The organism is Acinetobacter faecalis, from assembly GCF_034187745.1.
GTDB lineage: Bacteria > Pseudomonadota > Gammaproteobacteria > Pseudomonadales > Moraxellaceae > Acinetobacter > Acinetobacter faecalis.
The window spans coordinates 1-26,588 of the sequence record NZ_JAXHPF010000009.1; the positions used below are offsets into that span (position 1 = coordinate 1).

31 protein-coding genes are annotated in these 26,588 nt (G+C 35.7%); 8 read left to right on the forward strand and 23 right to left on the reverse strand.

The window, feature by feature from the left end; all coding sequences use genetic code 11:
- Positions 1-107: 107 nt before the first annotated feature.
- From SKM54_RS10130 to rplM, 9 genes are all read right to left on the reverse strand, one after another.
- Positions 108-518, reverse strand: a complete 411-nt coding sequence (locus tag SKM54_RS10130; protein WP_321090330.1) for a roadblock/LC7 domain-containing protein — start codon at positions 516-518, stop codon at positions 108-110.
- Between the two features lie 11 nt (positions 519-529).
- Positions 530-1,072: a GTP-binding protein gene (locus tag SKM54_RS10135; RefSeq protein WP_321090331.1), complete on the reverse strand. Its 543-nt coding sequence runs from the start codon at positions 1,070-1,072 to the stop codon at positions 530-532.
- 11 nt (positions 1,073-1,083) lie between these two features.
- A complete protein-coding gene (locus tag SKM54_RS10140; protein ID WP_321092490.1) occupies positions 1,084-1,815 on the reverse strand; it encodes a hypothetical protein in 732 nt (243 codons plus the stop codon).
- Positions 1,816-1,882: 67 nt separating this feature from the next.
- The gene (locus SKM54_RS10145; protein WP_321090333.1) at positions 1,883-2,242 is read right to left on the reverse strand and encodes a roadblock/LC7 domain-containing protein; all 360 of its coding nucleotides are present in this window, start codon (positions 2,240-2,242) and stop codon (positions 1,883-1,885) included.
- Between the two features lie 320 nt (positions 2,243-2,562).
- The gene (locus tag SKM54_RS10150) at positions 2,563-3,210 is read right to left on the reverse strand and encodes a hypothetical protein (protein WP_321088591.1); all 648 of its coding nucleotides are present in this window, start codon (positions 3,208-3,210) and stop codon (positions 2,563-2,565) included.
- A 16-nt stretch (positions 3,211-3,226) separates the two neighbouring features.
- Entirely contained in the window at positions 3,227-3,655 is a 429-nt protein-coding gene (locus tag SKM54_RS10155) for a ClpXP protease specificity-enhancing factor (RefSeq protein ID WP_321090336.1), read from the reverse strand.
- An 8-nt stretch (positions 3,656-3,663) separates the two neighbouring features.
- The gene (locus SKM54_RS10160; protein ID WP_321092494.1) at positions 3,664-4,317 is read right to left on the reverse strand and encodes a glutathione S-transferase N-terminal domain-containing protein; all 654 of its coding nucleotides are present in this window, start codon (positions 4,315-4,317) and stop codon (positions 3,664-3,666) included.
- Positions 4,318-4,486: 169 nt separating this feature from the next.
- A complete protein-coding gene (rpsI, locus tag SKM54_RS10165; protein WP_067731057.1) occupies positions 4,487-4,873 on the reverse strand; it encodes a 30S ribosomal protein S9 in 387 nt (128 codons plus the stop codon).
- A gap of 12 nt (positions 4,874-4,885) precedes the next feature.
- Entirely contained in the window at positions 4,886-5,314 is a 429-nt protein-coding gene (rplM, locus tag SKM54_RS10170) for a 50S ribosomal protein L13 (RefSeq protein WP_153372433.1), read from the reverse strand.
- Between the two features lie 309 nt (positions 5,315-5,623).
- On the opposite strand from rplM, the gene pdxA reads away from it, so the two are divergent.
- The 4 genes from pdxA to SKM54_RS10190 all read left to right on the forward strand — a co-directional run bounded on the left by pdxA (position 5,624) and on the right by SKM54_RS10190 (position 9,254).
- A complete protein-coding gene (pdxA, locus tag SKM54_RS10175) occupies positions 5,624-6,592 on the forward strand; it encodes a 4-hydroxythreonine-4-phosphate dehydrogenase PdxA (RefSeq protein ID WP_321095277.1) in 969 nt (322 codons plus the stop codon).
- A gap of 34 nt (positions 6,593-6,626) precedes the next feature.
- Positions 6,627-7,442 (forward strand): 16S rRNA (adenine(1518)-N(6)/adenine(1519)-N(6))-dimethyltransferase RsmA, encoded by an 816-nt coding sequence (gene rsmA / locus SKM54_RS10180; RefSeq protein WP_321095278.1) that lies wholly within the window; start codon positions 6,627-6,629, stop codon positions 7,440-7,442.
- On the forward strand, positions 7,443-8,294 hold the full coding sequence (locus SKM54_RS10185) for a symmetrical bis(5'-nucleosyl)-tetraphosphatase (protein WP_321095279.1): 852 nt from the start codon (positions 7,443-7,445) through the stop codon (positions 8,292-8,294).
- Positions 8,295-8,414: 120 nt separating this feature from the next.
- A complete protein-coding gene (locus tag SKM54_RS10190) occupies positions 8,415-9,254 on the forward strand; it encodes a hypothetical protein (RefSeq protein ID WP_321095280.1) in 840 nt (279 codons plus the stop codon).
- Between the two features lie 62 nt (positions 9,255-9,316).
- On the opposite strand, the gene SKM54_RS10195 is transcribed toward SKM54_RS10190, so the two are convergent.
- The 6 genes from SKM54_RS10195 to SKM54_RS10220 form a co-directional block, all read right to left on the reverse strand.
- Positions 9,317-9,763 carry a DUF2147 domain-containing protein gene (locus SKM54_RS10195; RefSeq protein ID WP_321090343.1) on the reverse strand — a complete coding sequence of 149 codons (447 nt, stop codon included), beginning with the start codon at positions 9,761-9,763 and terminating at the stop codon, positions 9,317-9,319.
- Between the two features lie 186 nt (positions 9,764-9,949).
- The gene (locus SKM54_RS10200; protein ID WP_321088583.1) at positions 9,950-10,396 is read right to left on the reverse strand and encodes a DUF2147 domain-containing protein; all 447 of its coding nucleotides are present in this window, start codon (positions 10,394-10,396) and stop codon (positions 9,950-9,952) included.
- Between the two features lie 74 nt (positions 10,397-10,470).
- Entirely contained in the window at positions 10,471-11,145 is a 675-nt protein-coding gene (locus tag SKM54_RS10205; RefSeq protein WP_321092502.1) for an LrgB family protein, read from the reverse strand.
- 10 nt (positions 11,146-11,155) lie between these two features.
- On the reverse strand, positions 11,156-11,527 hold the full coding sequence (locus tag SKM54_RS10210) for a hypothetical protein (RefSeq protein WP_248102507.1): 372 nt from the start codon (positions 11,525-11,527) through the stop codon (positions 11,156-11,158).
- Positions 11,528-11,562: 35 nt separating this feature from the next.
- On the reverse strand, positions 11,563-12,903 hold the full coding sequence (gene hflX, locus SKM54_RS10215) for a ribosome rescue GTPase HflX (protein WP_321095281.1): 1,341 nt from the start codon (positions 12,901-12,903) through the stop codon (positions 11,563-11,565).
- 71 nt (positions 12,904-12,974) lie between these two features.
- The gene (locus SKM54_RS10220) at positions 12,975-13,109 is read right to left on the reverse strand and encodes a hypothetical protein (RefSeq protein ID WP_321088581.1); all 135 of its coding nucleotides are present in this window, start codon (positions 13,107-13,109) and stop codon (positions 12,975-12,977) included.
- Between the two features lie 205 nt (positions 13,110-13,314).
- Between SKM54_RS10220 and SKM54_RS10225 the strand changes: the two genes are divergently transcribed.
- Positions 13,315-14,097, forward strand: a complete 783-nt coding sequence (locus tag SKM54_RS10225) for a lysophospholipid acyltransferase family protein (RefSeq protein ID WP_321088580.1) — start codon at positions 13,315-13,317, stop codon at positions 14,095-14,097.
- Positions 14,098-14,100: 3 nt separating this feature from the next.
- Here the strand turns inward: SKM54_RS10225 and SKM54_RS10230 are convergent, their stop codons facing one another.
- The gene (locus tag SKM54_RS10230) at positions 14,101-15,651 is read right to left on the reverse strand and encodes a phospholipase D family protein (RefSeq protein WP_321095317.1); all 1,551 of its coding nucleotides are present in this window, start codon (positions 15,649-15,651) and stop codon (positions 14,101-14,103) included.
- A gap of 187 nt (positions 15,652-15,838) precedes the next feature.
- Here SKM54_RS10230 and SKM54_RS10235 point away from each other — a divergent pair, with 187 nt between their 5' ends.
- A complete protein-coding gene (locus SKM54_RS10235) occupies positions 15,839-16,849 on the forward strand; it encodes a metallophosphoesterase (protein WP_321088579.1) in 1,011 nt (336 codons plus the stop codon).
- A 70-nt stretch (positions 16,850-16,919) separates the two neighbouring features.
- Here SKM54_RS10235 and SKM54_RS10240 read toward each other — a convergent pair whose 3' ends face one another.
- Both SKM54_RS10240 and trhA read right to left on the reverse strand, forming a co-directional pair.
- Entirely contained in the window at positions 16,920-18,230 is a 1,311-nt protein-coding gene (locus tag SKM54_RS10240) for an MFS transporter (protein WP_321095282.1), read from the reverse strand.
- Positions 18,231-18,370: 140 nt separating this feature from the next.
- Positions 18,371-19,012 (reverse strand): PAQR family membrane homeostasis protein TrhA, encoded by a 642-nt coding sequence (gene trhA / locus SKM54_RS10245; RefSeq protein WP_321095283.1) that lies wholly within the window; start codon positions 19,010-19,012, stop codon positions 18,371-18,373.
- Positions 19,013-19,116: 104 nt separating this feature from the next.
- On the opposite strand from trhA, the gene SKM54_RS10250 reads away from it, so the two are divergent.
- A complete protein-coding gene (locus SKM54_RS10250; protein WP_248102510.1) occupies positions 19,117-20,334 on the forward strand; it encodes a class I SAM-dependent methyltransferase in 1,218 nt (405 codons plus the stop codon).
- Positions 20,335-20,343: 9 nt separating this feature from the next.
- Positions 20,344-20,784, forward strand: coding sequence for a GNAT family N-acetyltransferase (locus tag SKM54_RS10255; RefSeq protein WP_321095284.1), 441 nt, complete (start codon positions 20,344-20,346; stop codon positions 20,782-20,784).
- Between the two features lie 54 nt (positions 20,785-20,838).
- Here the strand turns inward: SKM54_RS10255 and SKM54_RS10260 are convergent, their stop codons facing one another.
- The 5 genes from SKM54_RS10260 to SKM54_RS10280 all read right to left on the reverse strand — a co-directional run bounded on the left by SKM54_RS10260 (position 20,839) and on the right by SKM54_RS10280 (position 26,444).
- Positions 20,839-21,273: a DoxX family protein gene (locus SKM54_RS10260; protein ID WP_321095285.1), complete on the reverse strand. Its 435-nt coding sequence runs from the start codon at positions 21,271-21,273 to the stop codon at positions 20,839-20,841.
- Positions 21,274-21,440: 167 nt separating this feature from the next.
- A complete protein-coding gene (locus SKM54_RS10265) occupies positions 21,441-21,755 on the reverse strand; it encodes a hypothetical protein (RefSeq protein ID WP_248102519.1) in 315 nt (104 codons plus the stop codon).
- A 159-nt stretch (positions 21,756-21,914) separates the two neighbouring features.
- Entirely contained in the window at positions 21,915-24,041 is a 2,127-nt protein-coding gene (locus tag SKM54_RS10270; protein WP_321095286.1) for a 3-hydroxyacyl-CoA dehydrogenase NAD-binding domain-containing protein, read from the reverse strand.
- A 10-nt stretch (positions 24,042-24,051) separates the two neighbouring features.
- Positions 24,052-25,257 (reverse strand): acetyl-CoA C-acetyltransferase, encoded by a 1,206-nt coding sequence (locus SKM54_RS10275; RefSeq protein ID WP_321095287.1) that lies wholly within the window; start codon positions 25,255-25,257, stop codon positions 24,052-24,054.
- 146 nt (positions 25,258-25,403) lie between these two features.
- Positions 25,404-26,444 (reverse strand): AraC family transcriptional regulator, encoded by a 1,041-nt coding sequence (locus tag SKM54_RS10280; protein WP_321095288.1) that lies wholly within the window; start codon positions 26,442-26,444, stop codon positions 25,404-25,406.
- Positions 26,445-26,588: the final 144 nt, after the last annotated feature.

The following is a 26,588-nucleotide window of genomic DNA, read 5'->3' on the forward strand; positions in this document are numbered from 1 at the left end:
GCGTTAAAATAATTAAAACAAAGTAAATTTGATATAAAACAATATGTAGTAAATAGACAAGGCTGTAGGGGAATAGATAAGTAAAATAGTTATGAGATTGTTATTTACTAATCTCGAGCATTGGTAATAGATATACTCGCATTTTTTAATTCATGTAATAATTGTCCAAGAAGAATGTCTTTATTAGCTAAAGTTACAATAATCATAGGATATTGACCGTTAACTGAAGTAAGCAATGCTTTACCATTATCAGCATCTAAAGTAATAGATTGGCATCCAGTGAGTTGTAATTCATTCATTAGTGCACTAACCATCGCATGTAAAGAGCTACTTACTGCTGCAATTTTGGTGTTATTGAAGGTATTTAGCTTATATAACGTCGCTAGCTCAAATCCATCTGTTGAGCAAAGCATAATAAAATTAACACCACTGACTGTATTAATAATATGCTGAATTTCATTTTTTGCATGTTGAATTACATGATCAGGTGTTTTTCTTTCATTTTTAACTGCAAACATTTAAATCTCCATTATCCCGTAATGTTGTAATTGATTTCTATGGATGTAATGAGTGCTTCTAAGAGTAATTTAATATCATCTTTTACACGTGCATCAACAATAAATAATGGATGGTAAAGGTCATTTTTAATTAACCAGTCTTGATACATAAATGTTGATTTTTCAGGTGCTTCATCGGCATGCGTGATACCAATGGCAATGTCATTGTTATATTCTTGGAAAATTTCTAAATAGCTTTCTAATTCCTCAATGGAATTATCGAGTGTGTGATCAATAAGAATAATTGCCCCTATAGCACCTTCACAAATAATAGACCACATAAAATCAAACCGTTGTTGACCTGGTGTACCATATAGACCAATCACAAGCCCGTTATCTAGGGTAATTTCACCATAATCAATGCCAACAGTTGTTTGCATTTTTTTGTGGCTTTCAACATCGGTATTTAATGCTTCTGTCACTAAAATGGGAATATCTGAAAGTGTCCGAATTGCTTCGGTTTTACCTGCACCCATTGTTCCAGCAAAAACAATTTTATATTGTTGTATGATCATTAATATTCTCTTTATAAATTAAATTTTTGTCTTAAATTGCTAAAGAAAGATTTAATAAATCCAACTTCCTCTTTGGTTTCTTGTTTAACTGCTGGTGAATAATGTGGATCCCAAGCATTAATTTTTTTGAAATTATTGATCGTAATGCATGCACCGATAAAGCGTTGAACAGTTTCAATTGGAATGTTTAATTGCTCGGCAATAGTTGATATTTTCCCGCCTTGAATAAAACATGCTGAAAGTTGAAAAATGATTTTTTTATGCTGTTGGTCATTTGGTTTTGGCCAATAATAAATTTTATAATGCCCATCGGGAGCACAAAGATGTTGAGCTATATCAGGTGTATTCCAAAATAAATTCCAAATAAAATCATTAAGCACATATGTTTGTTTACGATTCACACGTGTTATGGCATCAATACTTGCGATTTCACAATCAAAAGTAAAATCTGTTGAAAGTTTGAACCGTGAATCATTTGCCCAAGCTCTGTTTTTTGCTAAATCTAATATAGCGATAGTGCCTTGAGAATCATAAATATGTAGTTTTGAATCATGGTGTTTTTTATATAAATTGTTTAGTGTCTCTGTGATTTTATCAATATTTTTTGCGTCAAAATTTATATTTGAGTTCAGTAAAGTTTGAGGATTTGTATTGATAGTGTGCATTTGATTTAAGAGGTTTTGGGTCCAATACAATAAAGCATAGGCTGGAAAATCAGTTAGGTTAATTTTTATATGATTCATATTTTGACCTCTTAAACTTAAGGGAAATAAAAGCCCTTAAAAAAGGGCTTTTAGAGATCTCACTGTATTAAGCAAAATCTAAGCCTTTTTCATAACTTTTCAGTTCATGTCGTGCCATTGCTAGATTTGCTTTGGAACGATCAAGTACAAGATAGATAAATACATTCTCATTGTTCACGAGTGGACGAATGAGATGGTATTGTTTCCCCAGAGTAATTAAAATATCTTCAATGCTGTCATTTAAGTTTAATGCTTGAGCGACACGGCGTTTTGAGCGAACAACCTCGGTATTACCTGCTGCTGCTAATTCTAAATCTAAATCTCCCCCTCCTTGAGTAGCCAGTGCAAGGCCACTTTCACCATCTACTAATGCTGCTGCATAAAATCCATCAATATTTGTTAGTGATTCCAATGATACTTTAGCCATGTTTATTCTCTCTTTTTATAAATAATATTATTTCTACATATCTGATATGAAAATCATTAAGTAGAATCTTATTTATAAAGAATAAGTTAGAAAGATCAATGAATTATTTTTTATCTGCAAACTTAAAATAAAAATGAGAATAGATTTTATGATAGTTTTGGTCAATTGTTTTGAGATATGTTTAACCCTTTAGTGAAACTTATTCGACCCTTCTCACAAAATAGAAGTTATGATGGTGCTTAGAATGTAATTGTAACTATTTGTAAAAAGTTAATTAAAAAAAGGCTACATTTTTGTAGCCTTTAGTTAAGTATAAGTGCTTATGCAAATACACTGCATAAAGCTTGAGCTAGAATCCAAAGAATTAAGAGAGCAACTACAGGTTCTATAATTTTAGCCCATGTAGGCGTTACAGTTTCTGTTGAAACTTGATTGTCATCAGTGTGAGTGTGTTGTTGAACCATTTGATTAAACTCCTTCATTGTTGAATCTAATGATATATCTTCTTGATGAATGGTTTTAGAGCCTTGTAGTTCTAAGAGTCCATTTGTTGACCAAACCCAATCATCTGCATGTCCAGAAAGATGTTCAATTTGACCTAAAAGAAGTTCTTTTAATCCTCTTTTCCCATAACTGCCAGTTGTTTCAAGTTGCAATATTTCTTCAAGCTGGAAGGTGAGGATCTCTAAAACTCCAGCTTTAAGCTCATTAGGCTTAAGTGTGGATTGATTGTGCTTAGACGTTAATAGGCTATTAGTAATCTCTGAAATATAAGCATCATTTAATGTATTGAGCTTTTCGAATTGAATCTCATCGTTGTCACGCCAAAGGGTAACAAGTTTACCTAAAGTTAGTGTATTAATTTCTAATATGTATTTGTCACGTAATTCACGATCATAATTATTCAAAAGTAATGGTTTTTGAAATATTAATTGATCATTAAAGTATTGGACCAAATCGAAAGCCATTAATACACCCCATTTATTAGTCTAATAATCTTAGACTTGGTTTCTTTTTCGTTGTTGCATTATTCTCTTCAGTGTTTGATTTTAAAGCATCTTGATCATTATTGATATGATCATATTCACTTGCATCAAAAAATAAGCCTTGTCCATTTTCACGTGCATATATTCCTATTAATGCTTGAAAAGGAATGTATAGGTCACGAGAAACACCACCAAAGCGTGCAGAAAAGCTAATTGCATCATTGCTCATGTTTAACGCATGTACGGCATGTGGTGCTGTATTTAATACAATTTGCCCATCTTGAATAAATTGCTCAGGCACAAGCGTATTAGGTTGTGTAGCATCAACGAGTAAGTGTGGTGTGAGATTGTTGTCGCAAATCCATTCATATATTGCACGAGTAAGATATGGGCGGGTAGGTGTTACATTCAGCTCTGATTCAGACATAATATGACCTAAATATTTTTCAATAATTCACGATAATGATTTTTTTCCTGCAATGTGAGTGACTTCAAAAAAGCAGGGCGACTAAAAATACGTTGCATATAAAGTAAAATTGGTCTGCAATGTTGCGGTGGTAAATGTATCCCCATTGTTGGTAAGCGTAAAAAAATGGGTGCAAGCATACAGTCTAAAATTGAGAATGTTTCTGACATAAAATAAGGATAATGTTGAAACAATGGTGTGAGTGAGACGAGTGTATCTTTCAGTTGTTTTTGTGCTTTAACACTTTCGTCTTTATTAAAGCTATCTGGATGACGAAGCATTTTATCTGCAAGCATTAGCCAATCTTGTTCAAAACGCCAAATATATTGACGTTGTTCCGCACGTGGCATTGGCGCATCTGCATAAAGTTTATTTTGTCTATATCGGTCATCTAGGTACTCAGAAATAATACTTGTGCTAAAAAGCTTCAAGTCATTTTCAATGAGCATAGGTAATTTGTTATATGGATTTAGGCTTGCAACATCTTCGTCATCATCTTCAATAATAATGAGGTGGTGCTTAATTTGTTTTTCAGCAAGAACATAACGAATCCAATGAGAGCGAAAGTCATTTGCATGACTATATAGCGTAATTCCTTGGAGTGGTGCAGCTTCGACTGACATATTTCACAGCAATAATAAATGAATCAGATAGGATACTAAAAATAGCCTATAAAATCACGAAGCTGTTGAAAGAATTATAGTAAACATGATGTGTGAAAGTTGAAAGAATTTTAAACAATAAAAAAGCCTTGGAAAATCCAAGGCTTTTTTGTCCGATTCGGTAAACGAATTAACGTTTAGAGAATTGAGGACGTTTACGAGCTTTACGTAAACCAAGTTTCTTACGTTCAACTTCACGAGCATCACGAGTAACGAAACCAGCTTGACGAAGAGCAGGTTTTAAAGTTTCGTCAGAAGCGATTAACGCACGAGTAATACCGTGACGAATAGCGCCTGCTTGACCACCAATACCGCCACCAGCAACAGTGATGTAAAGGTCATATTTGTTAGTAGCTTCTAAAAGCTCAAGAGGTTGGTTAACAACCATACGAGCAGTCTCACGACCGAAGTACTGTTCTAAAGAACGGTTGTTAATTACGAGTTTACCAGTACCAGCTGATAGGAAAACACGTGCAGTTGCGGTCTTACGGCGACCTGTACCATAGTTAGTAGCCATGTGCTGTATCCCTTAGATGTCCAAAACTTGTGGCTGTTGAGCAGCGTGTGGATGCTCAGTACCAGCGTACACTTTCATTTTTTTGATCATTGCATAACCAAGAGGACCTTTTGGTAACATACCTTTAACAGCTTTTTCTAAAACTGTTTCAGGTTTGTGCGCGATTAACTTTTCAAAGTTAGTTTCGCGAATACCACCAGGGAAACCAGTATGGCGATAGTATTTCTTATCGTGAGCTTTTTTACCAGTCACAGTAATTTCTTCAGCATTGATAACAACGATATAATCGCCAGTGTCAACGTGAGGAGTATAAGAAGTTTTATGCTTACCGCGTAAACGACGAGCGATTTCAGTCGCAAGACGACCTAAAGTTTTGCCAGAAGCATCAACAACGTACCAGTCGTGTTGAACTTCAGCTGGCTTAGCGCTGAGAGTTTTCATTAAACCACTACCTATTATAGTTGGTTTGGACTATGGAATCTGTCCAAACTAAAGGAGACGCGATTCTAAACGATTACGTGAAGAATCACAAATGAAAATTAGAATTTCAAGCGCTGTATTCTAGTATTAAAATGCCTTTAGTGCAAAGAATAATCTTAGCAGTTTTGTAATAATGATAAACAGCCTAAGAAAACGTTCAAAAAATATTAAAAAGATAAATATTTTCTGATGCTTACAGGTTGTTCTTCTGCAATTTTATTGAAGATGTATAATGTTATTTCTTTCGGTTTAAAAGTGAGGTTAGGATCGATGCTTCCTCTATATGTAACGAGTGGTGAGCCTGCTGGAATTGGTCCTGACATTTGTTTAAGTTTAGCAAATCGAGTAGATGAGCGACCTCTTGTCGTTTTAGCCGATTTAACTCTGCTTAAAGCTCGTGCAAAAGAGCTTAATATTTCAATCAATTTTATTGAATATTTAGGACAAACGGTATCATCTGCTAAAGATCAGTTATATGTGGAGCATGTGCCGTTAAATGAAGTTGTATATTCAGGACAGCTAAATTCTAACAATGCAGCCTATGTTCTAGAACAATTAAGACGTTCTGCAGAATATGCAATGAATGGAAAAAGTGTAGGTGTTGCAACAGCGCCTGTTCAGAAATCTATTATTAATGATGCTGGCATTCATTTTAGTGGTCATACAGAGTTTTACCAAGAATATGCGGGCGTTGAACGTGTTGTAATGATGCTTGCTACAAAGTCTTTACGTGTCGCGCTTGCCACTACACATTTGGCTTTACGTGATGTTCCTGATGCAATAACAAAACAGAGATTACATCAAGTTATTGATATTTTAATTCACGATTTAAAAACTAAATTTAAGATTGAACATCCAAATATTTTAGTTTGTGGTTTAAATCCGCATGCAGGTGAAGATGGGTATTTAGGTATGGAAGAAATTGAAGTGATTAACCCTGTACTTGAAACTTATCGTGAAAAGGGTATTCAAATGAGCTTAAGTTTACCTGCCGATACTTTATTTACCCCTGAAAATTTAAAAGATGCTGATGCCGTTTTAGCGATGTATCACGATCAGGGTTTACCTGTGTTAAAATCGCAAGGGTTTGGTGAAGCCATTAATATTACTTTAGGCTTACCGTTTATTCGTACATCTGTAGATCATGGTACTGCGCTCTCCCTAGCAGGTACAGGGCAAGCAAAAAGCTCGAGCTTACATGTTGCTGTCGATTTAGCGCTTGATCTTGCACACCATTGATTTTATTTGCTTAGTTTCACGTTGGAAAAATTTTATGTATCAAATTAATGCCTTAAACCCAAAAGATGAAGGGCATCACACGCGGAAGCGTTTCGGGCAAAACTTCTTACATGACCAACGTGTAATTGCCAAAATTGTACGCTCGGTAAATCCGCGTGCAGGTGAGAATATTGTTGAAATTGGTCCTGGTCTTGCAGCATTAACATCACCTTTAATTGGCGAGTGTGATGCATTAACAGTCGTTGAGCTTGACCGTGATTTAGCAGCAGGTTTACCAGGTCGAGTACCTCATCCTGAGCGTTTAACTATTATTGAAACCGATGCGCTAAAGTACGATTTCACAGAATTATTTGCAGATGGTCGCCCGTTACGTGTCGTGGGTAACTTGCCGTATAACATCTCTACGCCATTGTTATTTCATCTCTTAGGATTTGGTAATAAAGTAAAAGACATGCACTTCATGCTTCAAAAAGAAGTAGTAGATCGCATTACTGCATCACCAAATACCAAAGAATATGGTCGTTTATCAGTGATGATTCAGTATTACTGCAAACCAACTTTCTTATTTGAAGTGCCACCAGGATCTTTCAATCCACCGCCAAAAGTAACATCTGCTGTGTTCCGTTTAGAACCGTACGATGTAAAACCAATTGTTGCGAATAATGAAAAAGCATTAGCACGTTTGGTTTCTCATGTATTTACTCAGCGTCGTAAAACTTTGCGTAATAGCTTAAAAGGCATGTTGGCTGAAGACGGCTTTGAAAAAGCAGGTGTCGATCCTATGGCACGTCCTGAAACTTTGACATTAACTCAATTTGTTGCACTTGCAGATCAAATGGTAGATGCATAAATGTCTCGTGAAAACGTTCGATATAATTATGTGATTGGTGATGTTCAGGGCTGCTTTGAAGCCCTGAAAGCACTCTTAAAAGAAATACAGTTCGATTCAGATCAAGATTTTATTTGGTTTGCAGGTGACTTAGTTGCTCGTGGTGAAAACTCGGTTGGTGCAATTCGTTTTATTAAAAAACTGGTTGATCGTGGTGTTGCTGCAACAGTTTTAGGTAATCATGATCTGAATTTATTGGCAGTTGCGCGTGGCATTAAAAAAATCAAAGAGAAAGACAATACGCAAGATGTGATTAACGCTTTAGAAAGTGATGATCTTATTGATTGGTTGCGTAAGCAACCTTTGTGTTTATTTCCAAATGATCAAACGGTTTTAACGCATGCAGGTATTCCAACCAATTGGACGGTTGAACAAGCGGCACAATATGCCAAAGAAGTTGAAGTTGTAGTAGGACATGACGATTTTGCCGTGGTTGATGCTTTTTTAGAAGAAATGTATGGCAAAGAACCAACACTTTGGTCTGAAAACCTAAAAGGTAATGAGCGTTTACGTTGTATCACCAATTATTTAACCCGTATGCGCTTAACCGATGCAGAAGGTCGCTTGGAATTTAGCTTCAAAGATGCTTTAGATGAACCAATGCCTGAAGGGTTTAAACCATGGTTTCAATTTGAATCTCAAGCCACAAAAACACATCAAGTTATTTTTGGACATTGGGCCGCACTTGAAGGGCAGATAATTTCAGAAAACATTCAAAATGTAGATGGTGGCTGTGTTTGGGGAAATAATCTTCTTGCATATCGTTTAGAAGATAAAAGGATGTTTGCTGTTCATAATCCGATGTTTTCGTAATATTAATTTAAACGATTATAAAAAAGTCATGTTATTACGTGGCTTTTTTATGGATAAATATATAAAATTAATAAAGTTTTGTAGTGATATAAAAAATTAAAAATAATTGGAAAAAACAAGATGTTAGAACTAGAAGATTTAAAAAACTGTTACCCACTTGTTGTGACACCAAGTCATGACGGTAAATATTTTCACAACTATTTAATATCTTTATTAAACTTTCAGAATGTAGCCATGAGTATTGGCATGCCTTTGCAGTTTTATTTGATGAGAGGTGAAAGTTTAATCACAAGAGCGAGAAATAATGCTGTAGCTGAATTTCTTACAAATAAAGAATGGACACACTTATTTTGGATTGATTCTGATATTGGGTTTGATGCAGATGCAGCTTTCAGGCTGTTAATGGCTGATTATGAGGTTGCTGCAGGAGCTTATCCTTTAAAACGAGAAGATTGGCCTACAAGTGGCATACCTGCCCAAATGACGGCTTCTGATTTTCAAAATAATTATCAAAAATATCCAATTAATGCATCTACAGATCCTGATAGTAACGAGGCTGTATTAAATGTTAATGAAGATGGCTTTATTGAAATAAGCGAAGCGCCAACGGGTTTTATGGTGATTAAACGCTCTGTATTTGAAAAGATGATGAAACAATATCCCGAGTTGCAATATGTGAGTGACTCACATGGGTATGAAAACAAAGGTCTTCATTATCGTTTTTTTGATGTGATGGTACATCCAGAATCTAAGCGTTATTTGTCAGAAGATTATGGTTTTTGCTATCTATGGGAAAAAATGGGTGGAAAAATTTATCTTGATGGGCATTCAAAATTAACGCATCAAGGTTCTAAACTTTATAAAGGTGATTTAGCCCAGTCTATTAAAACGAATCTAGCAAATGCTGTTCCTGCACCTAAAGGTGCTTTAATTAAGATACAAGGTATTGAAAATTTATAATTGAAATTTATATAAAAAAGCCACGTAATTACGTGGCTTTTAGTATTTTTATAGATAGACGATTAATCTTGGCGAATCCAGGTTTGACTACGTCCAATTGCAGAAATACCCATATAACCACGTAGGGTTAAACGTTTACCTGTCGAGTTTAGTCGGGCTTTCGCACTATAAATTTTACCAGTAAGTGGATCAATTATTTTTCCACCATCATAGTTGTTTTCAGAAACTAGTTTTAGACCTTTCAATACATCCATACCTAATATAGGTTGGTTGGTGTAAGGTGCGGGGCAATCTTTACATTTTTCTTGAGGGGTATAGCCTGGTCGTGGTGTAATTTTTACAATTTTAGCGGTAAAAGTGTTATTGGTATCTTTACGAATTTCAATAACTGCTTTCGATGTTCCTGTTTTATCATCTATTTGAAGCCATTTTCCTGCAATATTGTTGGCAAAAGCATTTGCACTTAAAAATAAACCAAATGTGCTAGCTATAAGCAATTTACTTTTCATATCAGATTCCTTTTGATAGAAGATAATTTTTATTTTGTAATGTTCAAAATAGCCCATTGTTTACAATTTAGTCAATATATAAAGTGGTAATATTTAATTGATTATGTATGTGAAATTTATTTTTATATTCAATAGTTAAGATTATAAACAACATAAAAAAGCCACTGGTGTAAGTGGCTTTTATAATTAGTCTACTTTTAGCCATGTTTGGCTGCGACCGAGTGCAGAAACACCAACATATCCTCTTAGTGTTAAGCGAGTACCACTACTACTTAATTTTGCTTTCGTGCTATAAATTTTGCCAGTAAGAGGGTCTATAATTTTACCGTTAGTGTAAGCACCATCATTTGTATGCTGCAAACCTTTTAAAATATCCATACCTAAAATAGGTTGATTTGTATAAGGTGCAGGACATTTAACACAAGTATCTTTGGGATTGTAACCTGGGCGAGGTGTGATTTTTACAACTTTGGCAGTATACGAGCCATTTTTCTCTTTGCGTATCTCTAAGATTGCTTTTGATGATCCTGTTTTATCATCAATATTTTTCCACATTCCAGAGATGTCTTTAGCGAATGCAATATTCCCAATTGCAGAGAAAATAAGTGAAGTTGCAAGCACAAGCACTTTCATTTCATGTTCCTTTTTATGTGAAAGTTATTTGGCTCATAATATGTTTTTTCTTAATTTAAAACAATTATTTAAACTTAAGAGTTTTGAAGGAATAAAATGAAAGTAGGCAACCAAACTGCTGTAAATACGGCATTAACTGCCATACCAAAAGCAGCATAACGACCTGCAACACTTCCACGTTGCCATGCTTGCGCTGTTCCAATAGCGTGAGCTGCTAGGCCTAAAGCTAAACCAGAGGCTCTTTCATCGTTAATGTGTCGTAAAATAAGAGGTGAAAATGCAGCACCAATTACGCCAGATAAAATAACAATAAGAATGACTAAGCTAATAGGAGCTTGTAAAAGGGTGGCAATATTAATGGCAATAGGGGTTGTTACAGCACGAGTTGCAAATGCCATAATATCTGGGCTAGTCATATGCAATAAGTAGGCAAGTCCCATAGGTAAGGCTACAGCACTAAAACTTGCAAAGATTAAAATGCCTAAAATACCTTTTAATGGTAAGTCATCGTAGCGCATAGCAGCTAAAGGAATAGCAAGTGCAACAGTCACGTAACCCAATAAATTATTGAAAAGTGGGTTTGCATTGGTCATATACTTTTCATAAGGCAGACCAAAAATGAACAAAAGCCCAATAATGAAGAACATTCCGAAAACAATAACGGGTACTTGAGGGATTTTTTTATTGCAGGGTTTAGCAAGTATATATGCAATAAAGGTAATAATAAAAGCGTATAGAATTCCAATCATTTTAATTCTCCTATAACCAACGCTTGGCCATTTTTGCGTAAACCCATAGGGGAATTAAGGTACTAATAAATAGCACCAGTAAAAATGCAGGAATTTTGTCACCCATATGCACCATCATGAGTAATGAGCCTGCACTAATGGGCAAGAAAGCAAATGCACTTTCTTTCATAATTTTATTATTGGTATCGACTAGTCGAGTTGGAAGTTTTCCAAATGTACGCCATAGGAAAAGAACAACAAGCAAACTAAGTAAACCAACTAAGTTGCCAAGTTCTGGATGGTTGAATTGAGTAGTAATCCAAAGTGCAGATTCACGAAATCCAACAATGAGCAGAATTGTTCCCACCCATGCTGTCCAATCAATACCTTTAATAAATTCCATTTTATTTATACTTCTAATCCGTTATTAATCAACTTTTAATCGATTCTATCCTGAATTTCAAACTCTTCGAGCTTTCTTTGAAAAATTTTAGCTTTTTCGCCTAATATTTCACCAATTGGTAAATGTGCTTGCTTAATAAGCTGTTCAATTTTTTGTGGAGCCATAATGACATGAAGCTGTAAATTACCTTCATCATCATAATGTTCAGATTGAATTACATTGAGTGAGTAAAGTTGGTTACGCAATTTTCCGTAAGATGGTTTAAGCATTAATTCAAAGCTTTGCAGGTGTCCCATTAAAGCTTCATGAACGGCTTGTTTGAGTAAATCTAAACCTTTTCCGCTATGCGCTGAAACATAAACGCGATCTGGTAAATGCGGTTTAGCATAAATAATTTTTGCTTCTTCTTGGGATTGATCAATTTTGTTATAAACTCGAATAATAGGTACATCTGCGCCAATTTCAGTTAAAACTTTTTCAACAGCTTCAATTTGTTCCAACATATCGGGGCTGTTTGAATCAATCACATGCAGTAATAATGTTGCTTCGAGTGTTTCTTCAAGTGTTGCTTTGAATGAATCTACCAATGAGTGAGATAGGTTACGTACAAAACCAACAGTATCTGCAAGTACAAGTTTACCAATACCATCCCATTCTAAAGCACGTAAGGTTGGATCGAGTGTGGCAAAAAGTTGATCTGCTGCGTAAACATCACTATTGGCTAAAATATTAAAAAGTGTCGATTTTCCTGCATTGGTGTATCCGACCAAAGAAACTGTAGGAATTGCAGCTTTTTGACGTGCTAAACGACCTTGTTGACGTGTTTGTTTTACTTTTTCAATTTTAGATTTGAGTTGCCCCATACGTAATTGAAGCAATCGACGGTCTGTTTCTAGTAATGTTTCACCTGGTCCACGTAAACCAATACCACCTTTTTGACTGTCTAAATCGCCACGGCTACGAATAAGACGAGATGCTAGATGTTGAAGCTGAGCTAATTCAACTTGTAAACGACCTTCATAAGTACGTGCACGTTGCGCGAAAATATCAAGAATAAGTTCTGTTCTATCCACAACTCGGCATTTCATAATTCGTTCTAAATTACGTGCTTGAGCAGGAGTGAGCGCATGGTCAAAAATAACTAAATTTGCATCGAGCTCTTCAACACGCTGTGCAATTTCTTCGGCTTTACCTGAACCAATAAAAAGTTTGGCATCTGGTCGAATACGCTGTGCGTGTATATGTTCTAAAATTTCGGCACCCGCAGATTTTGCGAGAAGAGAAAATTCATCTGCATCAAGGTCATTGAGCATTTGTACAATGACGCTTACGAGAATAACTCGCTCACCAACTTGATGTTCTGTTAAATCTATCACTCAGCCGAATCTCTACAAACATAATAAAGTTATATTCTAGAGTATATCTGATAGCGATGCTTTGCTATTTCTTATAGCGCGACAACAAAGAGGTGTGCAAAAGAAATAATGGCACCAAAATATAAAATACAGCCACCAATAATAAATTGCAGTGCAGATGAATAGCTGATTGAGGTATGAGTTTGATCGTTGTCTTGAGGATTCATGAAAATCACCATTGATCTAATATTTCGATAAAATAATAATATTTTATTTGTTAAATAAATTAAAATTGATAAATATGATTTTTGTGTTCGTTTTTTATAATCAATGCAAGTTGGCTATGAAAAGTATAAGATAATGCCAAATAATGATGATGTTTAATGCGAGCATCTTATTGATCCTGCAACTTCAATATATTAAATATTAAATATGAATGCGATTTCTAAATTTTTTCTTTACTCAAAAAAACTCATAACAGGTACAGCCACTGTTCTTCAGGGCTTTTATTTGGTTTATCGTTACGGTTTATATAAAGATTCGAATAATCCTAAAAATACGCGTTATGTGCAGTATTTTTGTAGAAAGTTATGCCGTGAATTTAATATTGAAGTGAAAGTGCATGGTGAAATTCCACGTACACCTGCACTTTGGGTGAGTAATCATGTTTCATGGTTAGACATTGCCGTGTTAGGTTCGGGTGCTAGAGTTTTCTTTTTGGCTAAAGCGGAAATTGAAAAATGGCCGTTGCTTGGAAAGCTTGCGAAAGGCGGTGGAACGTTATTTATTAAGCGTGGTTCTGGTGATTCTGTTCGTATTCGAGAACAAATTGCTGAATTTTTAAAGCAAGATATTCCTGTTTTATTTTTTCCAGAAGCAACCACAACAGATGGTACTCGAATTAAAAAAGTGCATGGTCGAATTTTAGGTGCTGCAATTGAAGCACAGCGTCCTGTTCAGGCATGTGTGATTTGTTATGTAAACCAAAATGGTGAACAAGATATGGTTGCGCCGTATATTGGTAATATTAGTTTTGCAGAGCATGTAAAGAAAGTGATTGAAATGCCGCAAGTAACTGCACATTTAATGGCTTTGCCTGCAATTTCTGTGGAAGGGCATACGGTTGAAACTTTAACAGCATTGGTTCAACAGAAAATGGTTGAAGGTTTAGCGACTTTGCAAAAAGAAGTTGTAACCTCACCAGAATCAAACTAGAAACTACATAAATCCTTCAATTGGCAGCCAAGAAACAAATTTTAAGGCTGCTTTTTTATACCATTTTAATTTAGGCTCTTTACGCAAAGTTTCGAGCGAACCATCTTCTTTGGTATGTTTCCAATTAATATTGTTTTTAGAGTCTAAAACTAGTTTATAAGCGTATTTGGGTAAGTTTGAACTCATAGTCTGATGCACGCCAAGTGCTAATTTTGGACTATTTAACAAAACACCAATTTCTGAATTTAAATAAGATGATCTTGGATCGAAATTAAATGAACCAATAAAAACTTGCTTTTCATCAATTGCCATAAGTTTGGCATGCAAGCTAGAACGGCTTAAGCCTTTTAATTTAACTTTTGCTTTCTTAGAAAGTTCTTCTGTATTTTCATATAAATTATTTTGCGAAGGTGTGTGCATAAACTCATAAAGCTGAACATTATTTTCTAAAAGATCTTGTCGATATTTTGAGTAAAATGCATGAACAACAGGAACATCATTCGCTTTAAATGAATTTGTTAAAACACGAACATTCACGCCAGATTCTGCTAACTCATTGAGTTTTTTAGCCCCCTCTTTTTCAGGAACAAAATAAGCTGAAATAATATCTACACTTTTTGTAGGTTTATCTAAACGGTTAAGTAGTTGAAAGTTTAAATGTTCTTCTTTAGATGCTTTTGATTTAATTTTACTTGGTGAATCACTTACAACTTCGGCTTTTACCCAATCGAATTGAATATTTTCATTGAGCCATTTTTCAAAAGCTTGAGAGCGATACGCTAAATTTAAATAATTTTGAACTGTTGCTTGTTGATAATGTTCACTAAGTTGTTGTTTTAATCCATCGTAACGTAAAGTGTAATGTCTTGGATTAACCAATTGACGTACAGGGAAGGCATAATCATCATTCCAATATTCATCAAATGAATGAATAATTTCATCAGATGCAGCCCCTGCTAAAATCACATCGACATCGGAAAATTGATAATTATCACTGACGTTATAATATTGATTACTCATATTACGTCCGCCAATGAGCGCAAGTTGATTATCGACAATAAAGCTTTTGTTATGCATACGTCGATTAATGCGTTTTAAATCTAATACCATGTCCATTGCACGGTAGTGGCGGAAACGATATGGGTTATAAAGTTTTACACTAATATTGGTGTGTTGATCGAGCGCAAGATAAATGCCTTCCATTTTTTTTGCATTATTATCATCAACCAATAATCGAACTTTTACACCTCGATCTGCTGCTTGAATAATAGAGTGTAATGCAAGTGCACCTATTTTGTCGTTGTCCCAAATATAGTATTGTAAGTCTAAGCTTTTTTCTGCACGATCAATAAGATGAATACGGGCAGCAAGTGCTTCAAGTGGGTCATAAAGAACATGATAGCCCGTTAAACCTATATTTTTTTCACGTAAAGGTTCAATTATTTTTGCAAGTGATGTTGTAGATGTATTGATATCAAATGCATTTTGAATTGGCTGTGGCATTTGTTTAGGAAGTGTTGAACATGCAGGAACACCAAGCACAAGCGTACTCATAAGTAGAATTTTGGCTACTGAGCTAGAATTCGATTGATGAATATTTTGTTGATCTTGCAAGTGAACAATCCTTGAAGTTATATCTAAAAATAGAATAGATAAAAATTGGTTTGAGTATAGTTCTCAGCTGTGAAAAGATAAAGATATGGGGCGTAATAATAACGTCAAGAAAATGTAGAGAATAAATATGTGGGATCCAAGTTCAATGATTATATATTTTTATATCGTGATGGGTCTGCTTGCGATTTGGGGTATTTCTCAAGCATGGTTGAGTCAGGCAAATACTGAAACCATTCATCCATTTAAAGCATTTGTGCATTTACTCGCATTTTATTTATCTTATTTACTTATTCCAGTTTTTGTATTTAGTTTATACGCAGGATTTGTTGGTTATTACTCAATTCACGAAACTATATTTATTGTTTTTGTGAGTGGACTTTTAATTTACGCACGTTTTATTGAGCCATTTTTTATTCAGGTTCAAACAACTCAATATAAAATTAATCCAGATAAACCTTTAAATAAACCAGTAAAAATTGCACTTATTGCAGATTTACATATTGGTTTATTTTCAGGACATGAACGTCAACTTAAACTTATTGTAGATAAAATTAACCGTGAACAACCCGATTTGGTGGTTGTAGCAGGGGATTGGACTTATGAGCCTGAAAATAAATTAGTTGAAGAACTTGCTGTTTTAAAAGGCATTCAAGCACCTGTTTACTCTGTGAATGGTAATCATGATGAACAATATCCTGGACCACCAATTCAACAGTTATTAGCAACGGCATTAGAACAAAATAATGTGCTCGATATTGAAGGTCAAATTGTAGATTTTGACGAGTTCAGATTATTAGGTGTAGGTGATTTGTGGGCAGGTAAAACAGATATGCGTTATATGCCTGACTTACCACAAGATAAACCTTGGATTATTCTTTCACATAACCCAGACACTGTAGATATGGTGCCTAAACTACCAACACGTCCACTGATGCTTTCAGGACATACACATGGTGGACAAGTTGAGCTTCCGTGGTTAACGGACTACATTATGAAAAAAGTGTCGATATTAGGTCATAAGAAAGGGCTTTATCAGCATGAACATGCAGATGTATTTGTAACGGTAGGAACAGGAATGGTGGGTGTGCCATTTCGTTTTCGAGTACCACCTACAATTGATATTATCGAATTACATTGAGCTAGATATAGAAAAAGAAATAAAAAAACCAGCACATTGTGCTGGTTTTTTTAATGATCAATCACGCTAATTAAACTTGGTTGTTTACATCATCATGTTTTGTTTCACGAATAAGCAAGAATGCTAAAAGTGAAAGAGTTGATGCTGCTGTTAAGTAGTAGCCCACAGCGTATAAACCATAACCTGTTGCAAGTTTAGTTGCAATTAATGGCGCAAAAGAAGCACCAAAAATACCAGCCATGTTAAATGTAAGCGCAGAACCTGTATAACGTACTGAAGTTGGGAAAATTTCAGATAATACAGTTCCGATAGGACCATAAGTTAAGCCCATAATTGCAAGACCAATACACAAGAATAAGAACACAACGAATGTGCTACCAGATTCTAGTAAGTCTGCAAAGAAAAGACCAAAAATAGCAGAAACAACACATACACCAATTGATGTTGCTTTACGACCAAATTTCTCTGCAAATACAGCAGAAAGTGGAATAAATGCAGCAAAACATAGCGTAGCAACTAATTGAAGTTGTAAGAACTCTTCACGGCTATAACCTAGTTTTGTTGTACCCCATTGCAATGCAAATACGGTTGTAAGATAGAACACAACAAAAGTGCAAATTGCAGCAATCGTACCTAATACAAGCATGCCAGAATGCTTTTTAAATACCTGAATAAACGGAATGTTTACTTCTTTCTGTTTATCTAAAACTTTTTGGAATGCAGGTGTTTCATGAAGTTTTAAACGAATCCATAAACCCACAATTACAAGTAAAGCACTTGAAATGAATGGAATGCGCCATCCCCATTGCATGAATGCTTCTTCAGTCATGAAATAACCGAGAGTAAGGAATGAACCTGTTGCAAGAATAAAGCCGATAGGCGCACCCAATTGCGGGAACATACCGTACCAAGCACGTTTACCTTCAGGTGCATTTTCTGTTGCTAAAAGTACAGCACCAGACCATTCGCCACCCAAACCTAAACCTTGACCTAAACGACATAATGCAAGAAGCAATGGCGCTGCGATTCCAATTTGAGCATAAGTTGGAAGTAAACCAATACAAACTGTTGAAATACCCATGGTCAATAGTGCGGCAACCAGTGTTGCTTTACGACCAATTCGGTCACCTAAATGTCCAAATAATGCTGCACCAATAGGACGAGCAATAAAAGCAATTGCGAATGTCGCAAGAGATTGAATTGTTGCCGTCATTGGGTCTGTGCTAGTTGGGAAGAACAAATATGGGAAAATAATGACAGCAGCTGTAGCATAGATATAGAAATCGAAAAACTCGATTGTTGTGCCTACCAAGCTAGCAGTAAGTACACGAAACTTTGAATTAGTTGGTTGCTCAGCAGCAACAGTATTGGAAGACGACATTGGAGACCTTACACTTACTAAAATTAAAGAACTTAGTTTTAAAAGCGTAATCTTTTTAGAAAAACATAATTTCTTAAAAAAACAACGGCAACCGTCTCAATTCGACTCGCTCAGGGTCACTGTAATGAAGAATGAGATGATTAAATCACGTAGAGATAGATAGACAGAAATTGTGATCCTGCACCTATCAATACAAAAATATGCCAGATAGCGTGCGTGTATCTTACTCTTTTTAATGCATAAAACAATGCACCAATCGTATAAGATAATCCACCAATGATTAAAAAAGTGAGCGCATCTTTCGTTAAATACGTCTGCATATCATCTATTACAAGCACTGCAAGCCAACCCATGACCAAATATGCAATGAGTGAAATTTTTTGAAAACGATGAATGAAAATTAACTTGAATAGTGTACCAATAAGCGCAATCACCCATAATGCGACTAATAAATACTTCGCTTTATCTGTTGGAATGGCAATTGCTAGAAAAGGAGTATAAGTTCCCGCAATTAAATAATAGATAGCGGTATGGTCTAATTTTTTATACCAAAAGCGTTTGTCTGGTGTTTTTGCCATATGGTATAGCGTAGAGCCTGTAAAAAGCAGGATCATACTGAAACCATAAACCCAAAGCCCAATCCATTGACCTATGCTTAAATAGCTACCTTTGTATATCATGAGTGCTGTTGCGATACAGGCAAATAAGGCACCAATTCCATGGCTCCAGACATTAATTCTTTCTTCGGAACTATCGTAATCTTGAACGAGTGGCGCATTCATAGGCTTATGCCATATTGTTAAATATACAACTGTATAGTAATTCAATTTTCATTTTTGTGTAAGAACATTTACACTTTAACTGCAATTTACTTTAGGTTTTACTCATGTCTCAATTGGCAAATCTCTCTGTTCAAGAACAGCAATTTTTAGAAACCTTTCAGCAAGCTCTTGAAACACAAGGTTTTGATCGACTTATTTTTAGCCAATATAAAGGTGAGTTAGAGCAATTAGAAAAAATAAACCTAAGAGTCATTTTATTGCAAAATGAACAGTTTTTGAGCTGTTTATATAAATATAAGACGCAAGATGTCACTAAAAACTTTCCAATTAAACAAGCTATGGATGTTATTGTTGATCTTTTGAATGTGTGTAAACAAGCGAATTTAATAACATCTGAACAAGAACTTCAATTGAAGAAAAATAAGAAAAAAGTCATGTTAAGTATCAGTAAAAATAAACCTGTCGTTAAAGTAAGTGAACAGCAAGGGCATGATCGAGCTAAGCACCGTTTTGTTGAGCAAGATAGCTTGTTTTTACAGGGCTTAGGTATTACAGATGCTAAAGCGCAAATTATTCCAAGCATGGCGAGAAAGTGGAAACAGATTAATAAATTTGTAGAAATTTTTTCAGGTGCTTTAGATCAAATTAAAACGGATGATCATGCATTACATGTAGTCGATTTTGGTTCAGGTAAAGGGTATTTAACTTTTGCTTTATACGACTATATGACAAAGCACATTCAAACACCGCATGTTACGGGGGTGGAATTGAATGAAAAAATGGTTCAGTTCTGCCAAAAATTAGCTTCCGATGTTCAATTTAATCAGCTTGATTTTTTCCAAGGTGATGTACGTACCTACGCACCAGAACGTTTAGATGTGATGATTGCACTTCATGCATGCGATGTTGCAACAGATTTCGCAATTCACACAGGCATTCGTTTAAATGCACAAATGATTATGTGCGCGCCGTGTTGTCATAAAGAATTGCGTCCACAATTAAAAGCACCACTAGTTTTACAACCGATGCTTCAATTTGGCATTCATGCAGGGCAACAAGCTGAAATGTTAACGGACACTATTCGTGCCTTAATTTTGAAGGCTTATGGTTATGAAACGAAAGTTTTTGAATTTGTTGCGTTAGAACACACCAGTAAAAATAAAATGATTTTGGCTACAAAACGCAAAGACTATACTGAGCCAGATCAAGCGGTACTTGCACAAATACAAGCTTTAAAAGATATGTATGGTATTCAAAAGCATTCATTGGAGCTTCTAATGAATGATGAATGGGATCAGCAAGATATTGGTTGTAAGTGTTAAGGAACTAAAATGACAAAAACAAATGCATCTAACTACAAGATTGTTTCAGGTTCTTGGGATGAGTTGAAATTAGATGCTCAAATGATTCGTACACGTGTATTTATACAAGAGCAAAATATTGCTGCTGAAGATGAGTGGGATGGGCAAGATTCTATTAGTCTGCACTTTATTGTTTATGATGATCATCAAGCCATTGCAACAGCACGATTATTGCAAAATAACAGTATTGGACGTGTAGCTGTTTTAAGTTCGCATCGTGGTTTGGGTATTGGGAAATTACTCATGCTTGAAATTATTCAGGTGGCTAAAAACCAAGGGCGAAACAAATTGCATTTATCTGCACAAGAACATGCAATTCCTTTTTATAACGGGCTTGGTTTTAAGCAAAAAGGCGAGTTTTATTTAGATTGTGGAATTCCACATATTGATATGGATTTGTCTGTAATTTAAAAGTGAATCTTATAAAAAAGCGGGATCATTGATCTCGCTTTTTTAAAATCTAAATTATTCTTTTAATGCTTTAAAATCATTTAAAGTCACAATACAACAGCAGATAATCCAAAAAATAAGATATTCATCGCCACCGATAGACCATGTCCAAGCAAAGTGCCCACGAACAATATTTAAGGCAATGACAGCAACAAATAAAATTAATGCCGCGCCAAGTGCAGCATAGCGAGTGCATATTCCAAAAACTAATGCTAATCCACATAAAAGCTCACCAAGTGCGGCGCTATAAACCCAAAATTCAGGAGGATTTAGCCCAACGCTTGCAAAGAAATTGACGATGTTTAGATTGAGCTGCATGAAGCCATTAAACTTACCAAAGACTTCAGGAATTAAAAATAAACCGCAAATTATTCTTAGAATATTGGATGTGTTACTTAAATTGAATTTTGTTGAATTTATTGAAAAATCACTCGAATAAAATAACTGCATTATATGACTCAATCTTTGCATTTTTAATGTTCTAGTTTATGCAGGATTCGCATGAATTTTCGGATCAATATAAGAACACTGTTTTTTATTTTTGATTATAAAGTTTATATAGAATTAAAAAAGCGAGGCAATATGCCTCGCTTTTTTAAGATGCTTCATTCTTAATATTAATGACCATGTGCACTTGAAGCATCAGACATTTGAGCATGTTCATCAGCAGACATATTGTGCATATCAGCAGACATTGCTTCACGTTCAGCTTTATCTGCTTGAGCTTTATCTAAAGCTTCTTGAGACATAGCCGGTGCATTTTTAAAAGCATGTTGTTGAGTATTCTCTTTTGCTTTTTGACTTGGCATATAGTCAGGTTCGTTGCTTACAGCTAAATAGAAAAAGCCTAAAAATAGTATGCCACCAATGGTGAATAAAATAAGTGCTTTCCAGCCCCAAGGAGATTTTTCTGGAGATGTTTGATCGGACATAATCAATACCAATTGAGATGAAAAATTCATTAATTGGGTAATCTTATATCATAAAAGTACAAATTTAGGGCTGTATATTTGTGCCAAAGTGCAGATGTACTATTCAAAATTGAGCTTAAAATAGGTGCAATAAGCACCTATATAAACTGTAAAAGGCTATTAAATTAAGTCATTATTTTTGACTTTATCGATAAGTATTTGTGGTGCTTTAAAGCGCACACCATATTTACTTTCTAATACGCTTGCACGAGTTAGTACTTTGCTTAATCCATATTGATTTAAAAATTGTAATGCACCGCCTGTCCAAGCAGGAAAGCCAATTCCAAAAATTGAACCAATATTTCCATCAATTGTAGAGGTTAAAACGCCTTCTTCTAGGCAGCGTAAAGTTTCCAAAGCTTGAATAAATAAAAAGCGATCAATCATTTCTTGTTCGGATATTTCCACTTCTTTTTTCCAACGGCTTAGGCCATCCCATAAATGTTTTTTTTCATCTTTGGGGTATTCATAAAAGCCTGCACCTGAAGCTTTGCCTTTACGGTTAAAGTGATGAATCATGGTGTGAATGACTTCTTCAGCACTTGTTAAGCTATCGTTTTTATACTGGTTTGCTTTGCGTGCTTCATTCGCAACGTGTTCCGATAAGGTGAGTGAAACTTCATCTTGAATTGCGAGTGGTCCAACAGGCATGCCTGCTTTTAAAGCTGCCATTTCAATTCGTGCAGGATGAACACCTTCAGCAAGGAGTCGAATTCCTTCTTCGACAAATGTGAAAAATACTCGACTGGTAAAAAATCCACGGCTGTCATTGACCACAATTGGCGTTTTACCAATTTGCAGAACAAAATCAAAAGCTTTTGCTAAAGTTTCCGCAGATGTATTTTTTCCTTTAATAATTTCGACCAATTTCATTTTATCGACAGGGCTAAAGAAATGAAGTCCTATAAAGTTTGCTTCATTTTTAGATGCTTTAGCTAAATCAGAAATAGGTAGGGTAGATGTGTTTGATGCCATAATGCCGCCATCGGCTAAAAAGTTTTCAGCTTCTTGTGTGACTTTGGCTTTGAGTTCTGAATTTTCAAACACAGCTTCAATAATTAAATCATATCCACTTAAATCGTTTGCATCTGCAGTGGCTGTAATTAGGTTAAGAGTTTGATTTCGCTTTTCAGATGTAAGTTGTCCTTGAGTGACTTTTTTATCAAGCAATTTTTGTGAGTAGGCTTTGCCTTTTTCAGCATTTTCAATAGAAGTGTCTTTTAGAACAACCGCAATTCCTTTGCTTGCTGTTACATAAGCAATGCCTGCTCCCATCATACCTGCACCTAAAATCCCAACTTTAGATGTCTTAGATTGAGCAATATTTTGCGGTCTACTCGCACCCGATTTAATTGCATTTAAACCATGCCAAAAAGTACCAATCATGTTTTTAGAAACTTGACCTGTTGCTAAATACGTAAAGGCGCGTGATTCAATGGTAAGCGCTGTGTCTACATCTACCTGAGCACTTTCAACAACTGTCGCTAAAATGGCTTCAGGTGCAGGATAACAACCTTTGGTTTTATTTCTTAACATAGCAGGCACAATTGAAAGCATTTGTGCAATGTGTGGTGAAGCAGGCGTTCCGTCAGGAATTTTATATCCTTTGACATCAAAAACTTGTTGAGATTGAGGATTGCTCTTAATCCAAGAAATGGCTTTGTCCAAAAGCTCTATTTCATTTTCTGCGGTATTATGAATGAGACCCAATGAAACTGCTTTTTCAATGTCAAATTGCTTGCCTTCCATTAAGTAAGGAAGAGCAGTTTGAATACCAAGTAGGCGTGTCATACGAACAATACCGCCACCACCAGGAAGTAGCCCTAAGGTGACTTCAGGTAAGCCAAAAGTAGATTCTGAATTATTTAAAGCAATACGATGATGACAGCAAAGTGCTAATTCCCAACCACCGCCTAAAGCTGTACCGTTAATGGCAGCAACAACAGGAATTCCACGAGTTTCTATATAGCGCAGTTTAGTTTTCATATCTTCAATCATGTTGAAGAATTCTGTTGCATGTTCTGGTTTTGCTTGAATAAGTTCGTCTAAATCACCACCAGCAAAGAAGGTCTTTTTCGCAGATTGAAAAACAATACCAATGATACTTTCATCTGCTCGTAATTTTTCGACAGTTTCTGTGAGGGCAGCACGAAAATCTGCATTCATGGTATTGGCAGACTGATGAGGAGAATCTAGCGTTAAAATAGCGATGTTATCTGCATTTTTTTGGAATTGAATAGCGCTCATATTTTTCTCCTTATACCAACTCGATAATCGTGGCTATACCCATGCCACCGCCTACGCATAAGGTTGCTAAACCCCGCTTTTTACCTTGTCGTTCTAATTCATCTAACAGCGTACCTAAAATCATGGCACCTGTTGCACCTAAAGGATGCCCTAATGCAATTGCACCGCCATTCACATTCACTTTTGCAGGATCAATGTTTAATTCATGAATAAAACGTAAAACCACGGCAGCAAAAGCTTCATTGACTTCAAATAGGTCTATATCATTAAGTTTTAAACCTGCTTTTTCTAAGGCTTTTTTTGCAGCAGGCACAGGCCCTATAAGCATAATAGTGGGGTCTGTTCCAACAAGCGCAGTTGCTAAAACTTTGGCACGTGGTTTTAAATTTTGTTCTTTTACTGCTTTTTCAGATGCCAAAAGTACAAGTGCGGCGCCATCTACAATACCCGATGAATTTCCTGCATGATGCACATGTGAAATAGCGCCAACTTCAGGATACTTTTGTAGTGCAATCGTATCGAAACCCATTTGCCCCATACTTGCAAAACTTGGCTTTAATGTACTTAAACTTTCTACAGTTGTGTTTGGTTTTATAAACTCATCTTTGGCTAAAATGGTTACGCCAGCTTTATCTTTTACAGGAATAATCGAATGATCAAAATAACCTTGTGTCTGCGCATAGGCTGCTCTTTTTTGTGATTTTTCCGCAAATGCATCGACATCTTCACGGGTATAACCATCAATACTTGCAATTAAGTCTGCGCCAATGCCTTGTGGTACAAAATTGGTTGCGATATTTGTTTCAGGGTCAAATACCCATGCGCCACCATCTGAACCCATAGGTACACGCGACATAGATTCGACGCCACCTGCAACAATTAAGTCTTCCCAGCCTGAGCGAACTTTTTGTGCTGCCAAATTAACAGCCTCTAAACCTGAAGCACAAAAACGGTTAATTTGAACACCTGCCACATCATTGTCCCAACCTGCTGCAATGGCTGCTATTTTGGCAATATCAGCACCTTGATCTCCAATGGGTGTGACACAACCTAAAACAATATCATCTACTTTAGATGTATCTAATTGATGCCGATCTTTAAGTTCATTTAATAAAGTTGTGAGTAATGAAATAGGTTTCACTTCATAAAGTGAGCCATTTTTTTTCCCTTTTCCACGCGGTGTACGAATGGCGTCAATGATGTAAGCCTCAGTCATACTCAATTCCTTTTTTGTGATTTTTCAACTTTTTATTATTTGAGTGTACGGGATATTTTTTGAACTTCAATATTTAGAACGATAGGGTCATTAAAGTTGTAAGCAAAAAAAAGCCCATGATTAACATGGGCTTTTTTTCTTAAAAATTAGTGATAACCGTGAAGTTGGCGGTATAAGCCAGGGGTTACACCTGTCCATTTTTTAAATGCACGGTGGAATGTACTGGTTTCACTAAAGCCCACTTGTTGAGCAACATCTTCAAGGGTTAATGCAGGATTCAACAATAAATGAATTGCGGCATCTCGGCGTAAAGCGTCTTTTACACCTTGATAGCTTTTGCCTTCAGCAGCTAAACGACGTCTTAATGTTTGTGGAGATAAGTACAACATCGATGCAACATCATTCAATGTTGGCATTTCTTCACCAATTTGGCTCTTTAATACATCACGAATACGTGAAGTTAAAGAATTGGTATTTTTGAATTTCACGAGAAGTTGTGCAGGCGCAGCTTTTAAAAACTCTTCAAGTGTTTCTTCTGTTTGACGAATTGGTAAATCTAAATAGTCTGCCGCAAAGGTAATTTCGGTACGTGGTGTATCAAATTGCATAACAGGAGCGAAGAATAATGCATCGTATTCATCTGCATGATTCGGGCGTTCATAACCAAAATGTACGCGCTCTAATGGAATACGACGATCAATTAACCAAGATGCAAGACCATGCCAAATCATCAACATACTTTCTGTAATGAAATGGTAAGGGTCACTTTCTTTTGGAATGAGTGGAACAAGGCGTGCTTCGTGTTTGTCACGCTCCACAGTTACACAGCCTTCATCACCAAATAATTTATAGAATTGAGTTGAAAGCTCAAGTGCGTCGCCTAAGGTTTTTGCGTGAATAATCAATTGACACATAATCGCAAATGAACCTAAACGACGTGGTTGTAGATCGAAACCAACATGTTCGTCTTGGGTCACCATCCACAACATTTTCACAAAACGTGTGTATTGTTCTGGAGATATACGTGCTTTAGGTTGACGTAATAATTCTGCTTCAATGCCAACGTGAGACAGCAAGGTTTCTACATCCATGCCTAGGCGTTTTACCCCAGTCAGGGCAGCATTTACAAAGTGGATACTAATGGTATCTCGGCTCGCGTTAAATACTTCAGACTCTTTTGCGTTCACGTATATTTGACCTAAATGACATTAAAAAAATATATTTGGCAATTTACAAGATTGTTTTTGCCAATTTCGTACATGGTAAATTGCCGAAACTATCAAGGTCATTGGCTGAACATGACATTGTTTTTATACTTTTATCTTATTCGG

Bases quoted from the DNA above. Each gene is read 5' to 3' on its own strand.
- SKM54_RS10130 (WP_321090330.1), bottom strand. From the start codon at position 518: ATGTTTGCAGTTAAAAATGAAAGAAAAACACCTGATCATGTAATTCAA.
- SKM54_RS10135 (WP_321090331.1), bottom strand. From the start codon at position 1,072: ATGATCATACAACAATATAAAATTGTTTTTGCTGGAACAATGGGTGCA.
- SKM54_RS10140 (WP_321092490.1), bottom strand. From the start codon at position 1,815: ATGAATCATATAAAAATTAACCTAACTGATTTTCCAGCCTATGCTTTA.
- SKM54_RS10145 (WP_321090333.1), bottom strand. From the start codon at position 2,242: ATGGCTAAAGTATCATTGGAATCACTAACAAATATTGATGGATTTTAT.
- SKM54_RS10150 (WP_321088591.1), bottom strand. From the start codon at position 3,210: ATGGCTTTCGATTTGGTCCAATACTTTAATGATCAATTAATATTTCAA.
- SKM54_RS10155 (WP_321090336.1), bottom strand. From the start codon at position 3,655: ATGTCTGAATCAGAGCTGAATGTAACACCTACCCGCCCATATCTTACT.
- SKM54_RS10160 (WP_321092494.1), bottom strand. From the start codon at position 4,317: ATGTCAGTCGAAGCTGCACCACTCCAAGGAATTACGCTATATAGTCAT.
- rpsI (WP_067731057.1), bottom strand. From the start codon at position 4,873: ATGGCTACTAACTATGGTACAGGTCGCCGTAAGACCGCAACTGCACGT.
- rplM (WP_153372433.1), bottom strand. From the start codon at position 5,314: ATGAAAACTCTCAGCGCTAAGCCAGCTGAAGTTCAACACGACTGGTAC.
- pdxA (WP_321095277.1), top strand. From the start codon at position 5,624: ATGCTTCCTCTATATGTAACGAGTGGTGAGCCTGCTGGAATTGGTCCT.
- rsmA (WP_321095278.1), top strand. From the start codon at position 6,627: ATGTATCAAATTAATGCCTTAAACCCAAAAGATGAAGGGCATCACACG.
- SKM54_RS10185 (WP_321095279.1), top strand. From the start codon at position 7,443: ATGTCTCGTGAAAACGTTCGATATAATTATGTGATTGGTGATGTTCAG.
- SKM54_RS10190 (WP_321095280.1), top strand. From the start codon at position 8,415: ATGTTAGAACTAGAAGATTTAAAAAACTGTTACCCACTTGTTGTGACA.
- SKM54_RS10195 (WP_321090343.1), bottom strand. From the start codon at position 9,763: ATGAAAAGTAAATTGCTTATAGCTAGCACATTTGGTTTATTTTTAAGT.
- SKM54_RS10200 (WP_321088583.1), bottom strand. From the start codon at position 10,396: ATGAAAGTGCTTGTGCTTGCAACTTCACTTATTTTCTCTGCAATTGGG.
- SKM54_RS10205 (WP_321092502.1), bottom strand. From the start codon at position 11,145: ATGATTGGAATTCTATACGCTTTTATTATTACCTTTATTGCATATATA.
- SKM54_RS10210 (WP_248102507.1), bottom strand. From the start codon at position 11,527: ATGGAATTTATTAAAGGTATTGATTGGACAGCATGGGTGGGAACAATT.
- SKM54_RS10220 (WP_321088581.1), bottom strand. From the start codon at position 13,109: ATGAATCCTCAAGACAACGATCAAACTCATACCTCAATCAGCTATTCA.
- SKM54_RS10225 (WP_321088580.1), top strand. From the start codon at position 13,315: ATGAATGCGATTTCTAAATTTTTTCTTTACTCAAAAAAACTCATAACA.
- SKM54_RS10230 (WP_321095317.1), bottom strand. From the start codon at position 15,651: ATGAGTACGCTTGTGCTTGGTGTTCCTGCATGTTCAACACTTCCTAAA.
- SKM54_RS10235 (WP_321088579.1), top strand. From the start codon at position 15,839: ATGTGGGATCCAAGTTCAATGATTATATATTTTTATATCGTGATGGGT.
- SKM54_RS10240 (WP_321095282.1), bottom strand. From the start codon at position 18,230: ATGTCGTCTTCCAATACTGTTGCTGCTGAGCAACCAACTAATTCAAAG.
- trhA (WP_321095283.1), bottom strand. From the start codon at position 19,012: ATGAATGCGCCACTCGTTCAAGATTACGATAGTTCCGAAGAAAGAATT.
- SKM54_RS10250 (WP_248102510.1), top strand. From the start codon at position 19,117: ATGTCTCAATTGGCAAATCTCTCTGTTCAAGAACAGCAATTTTTAGAA.
- SKM54_RS10255 (WP_321095284.1), top strand. From the start codon at position 20,344: ATGACAAAAACAAATGCATCTAACTACAAGATTGTTTCAGGTTCTTGG.
- SKM54_RS10260 (WP_321095285.1), bottom strand. From the start codon at position 21,273: ATGCAGTTATTTTATTCGAGTGATTTTTCAATAAATTCAACAAAATTC.
- SKM54_RS10265 (WP_248102519.1), bottom strand. From the start codon at position 21,755: ATGTCCGATCAAACATCTCCAGAAAAATCTCCTTGGGGCTGGAAAGCA.
- SKM54_RS10270 (WP_321095286.1), bottom strand. From the start codon at position 24,041: ATGAGCGCTATTCAATTCCAAAAAAATGCAGATAACATCGCTATTTTA.
- SKM54_RS10275 (WP_321095287.1), bottom strand. From the start codon at position 25,257: ATGACTGAGGCTTACATCATTGACGCCATTCGTACACCGCGTGGAAAA.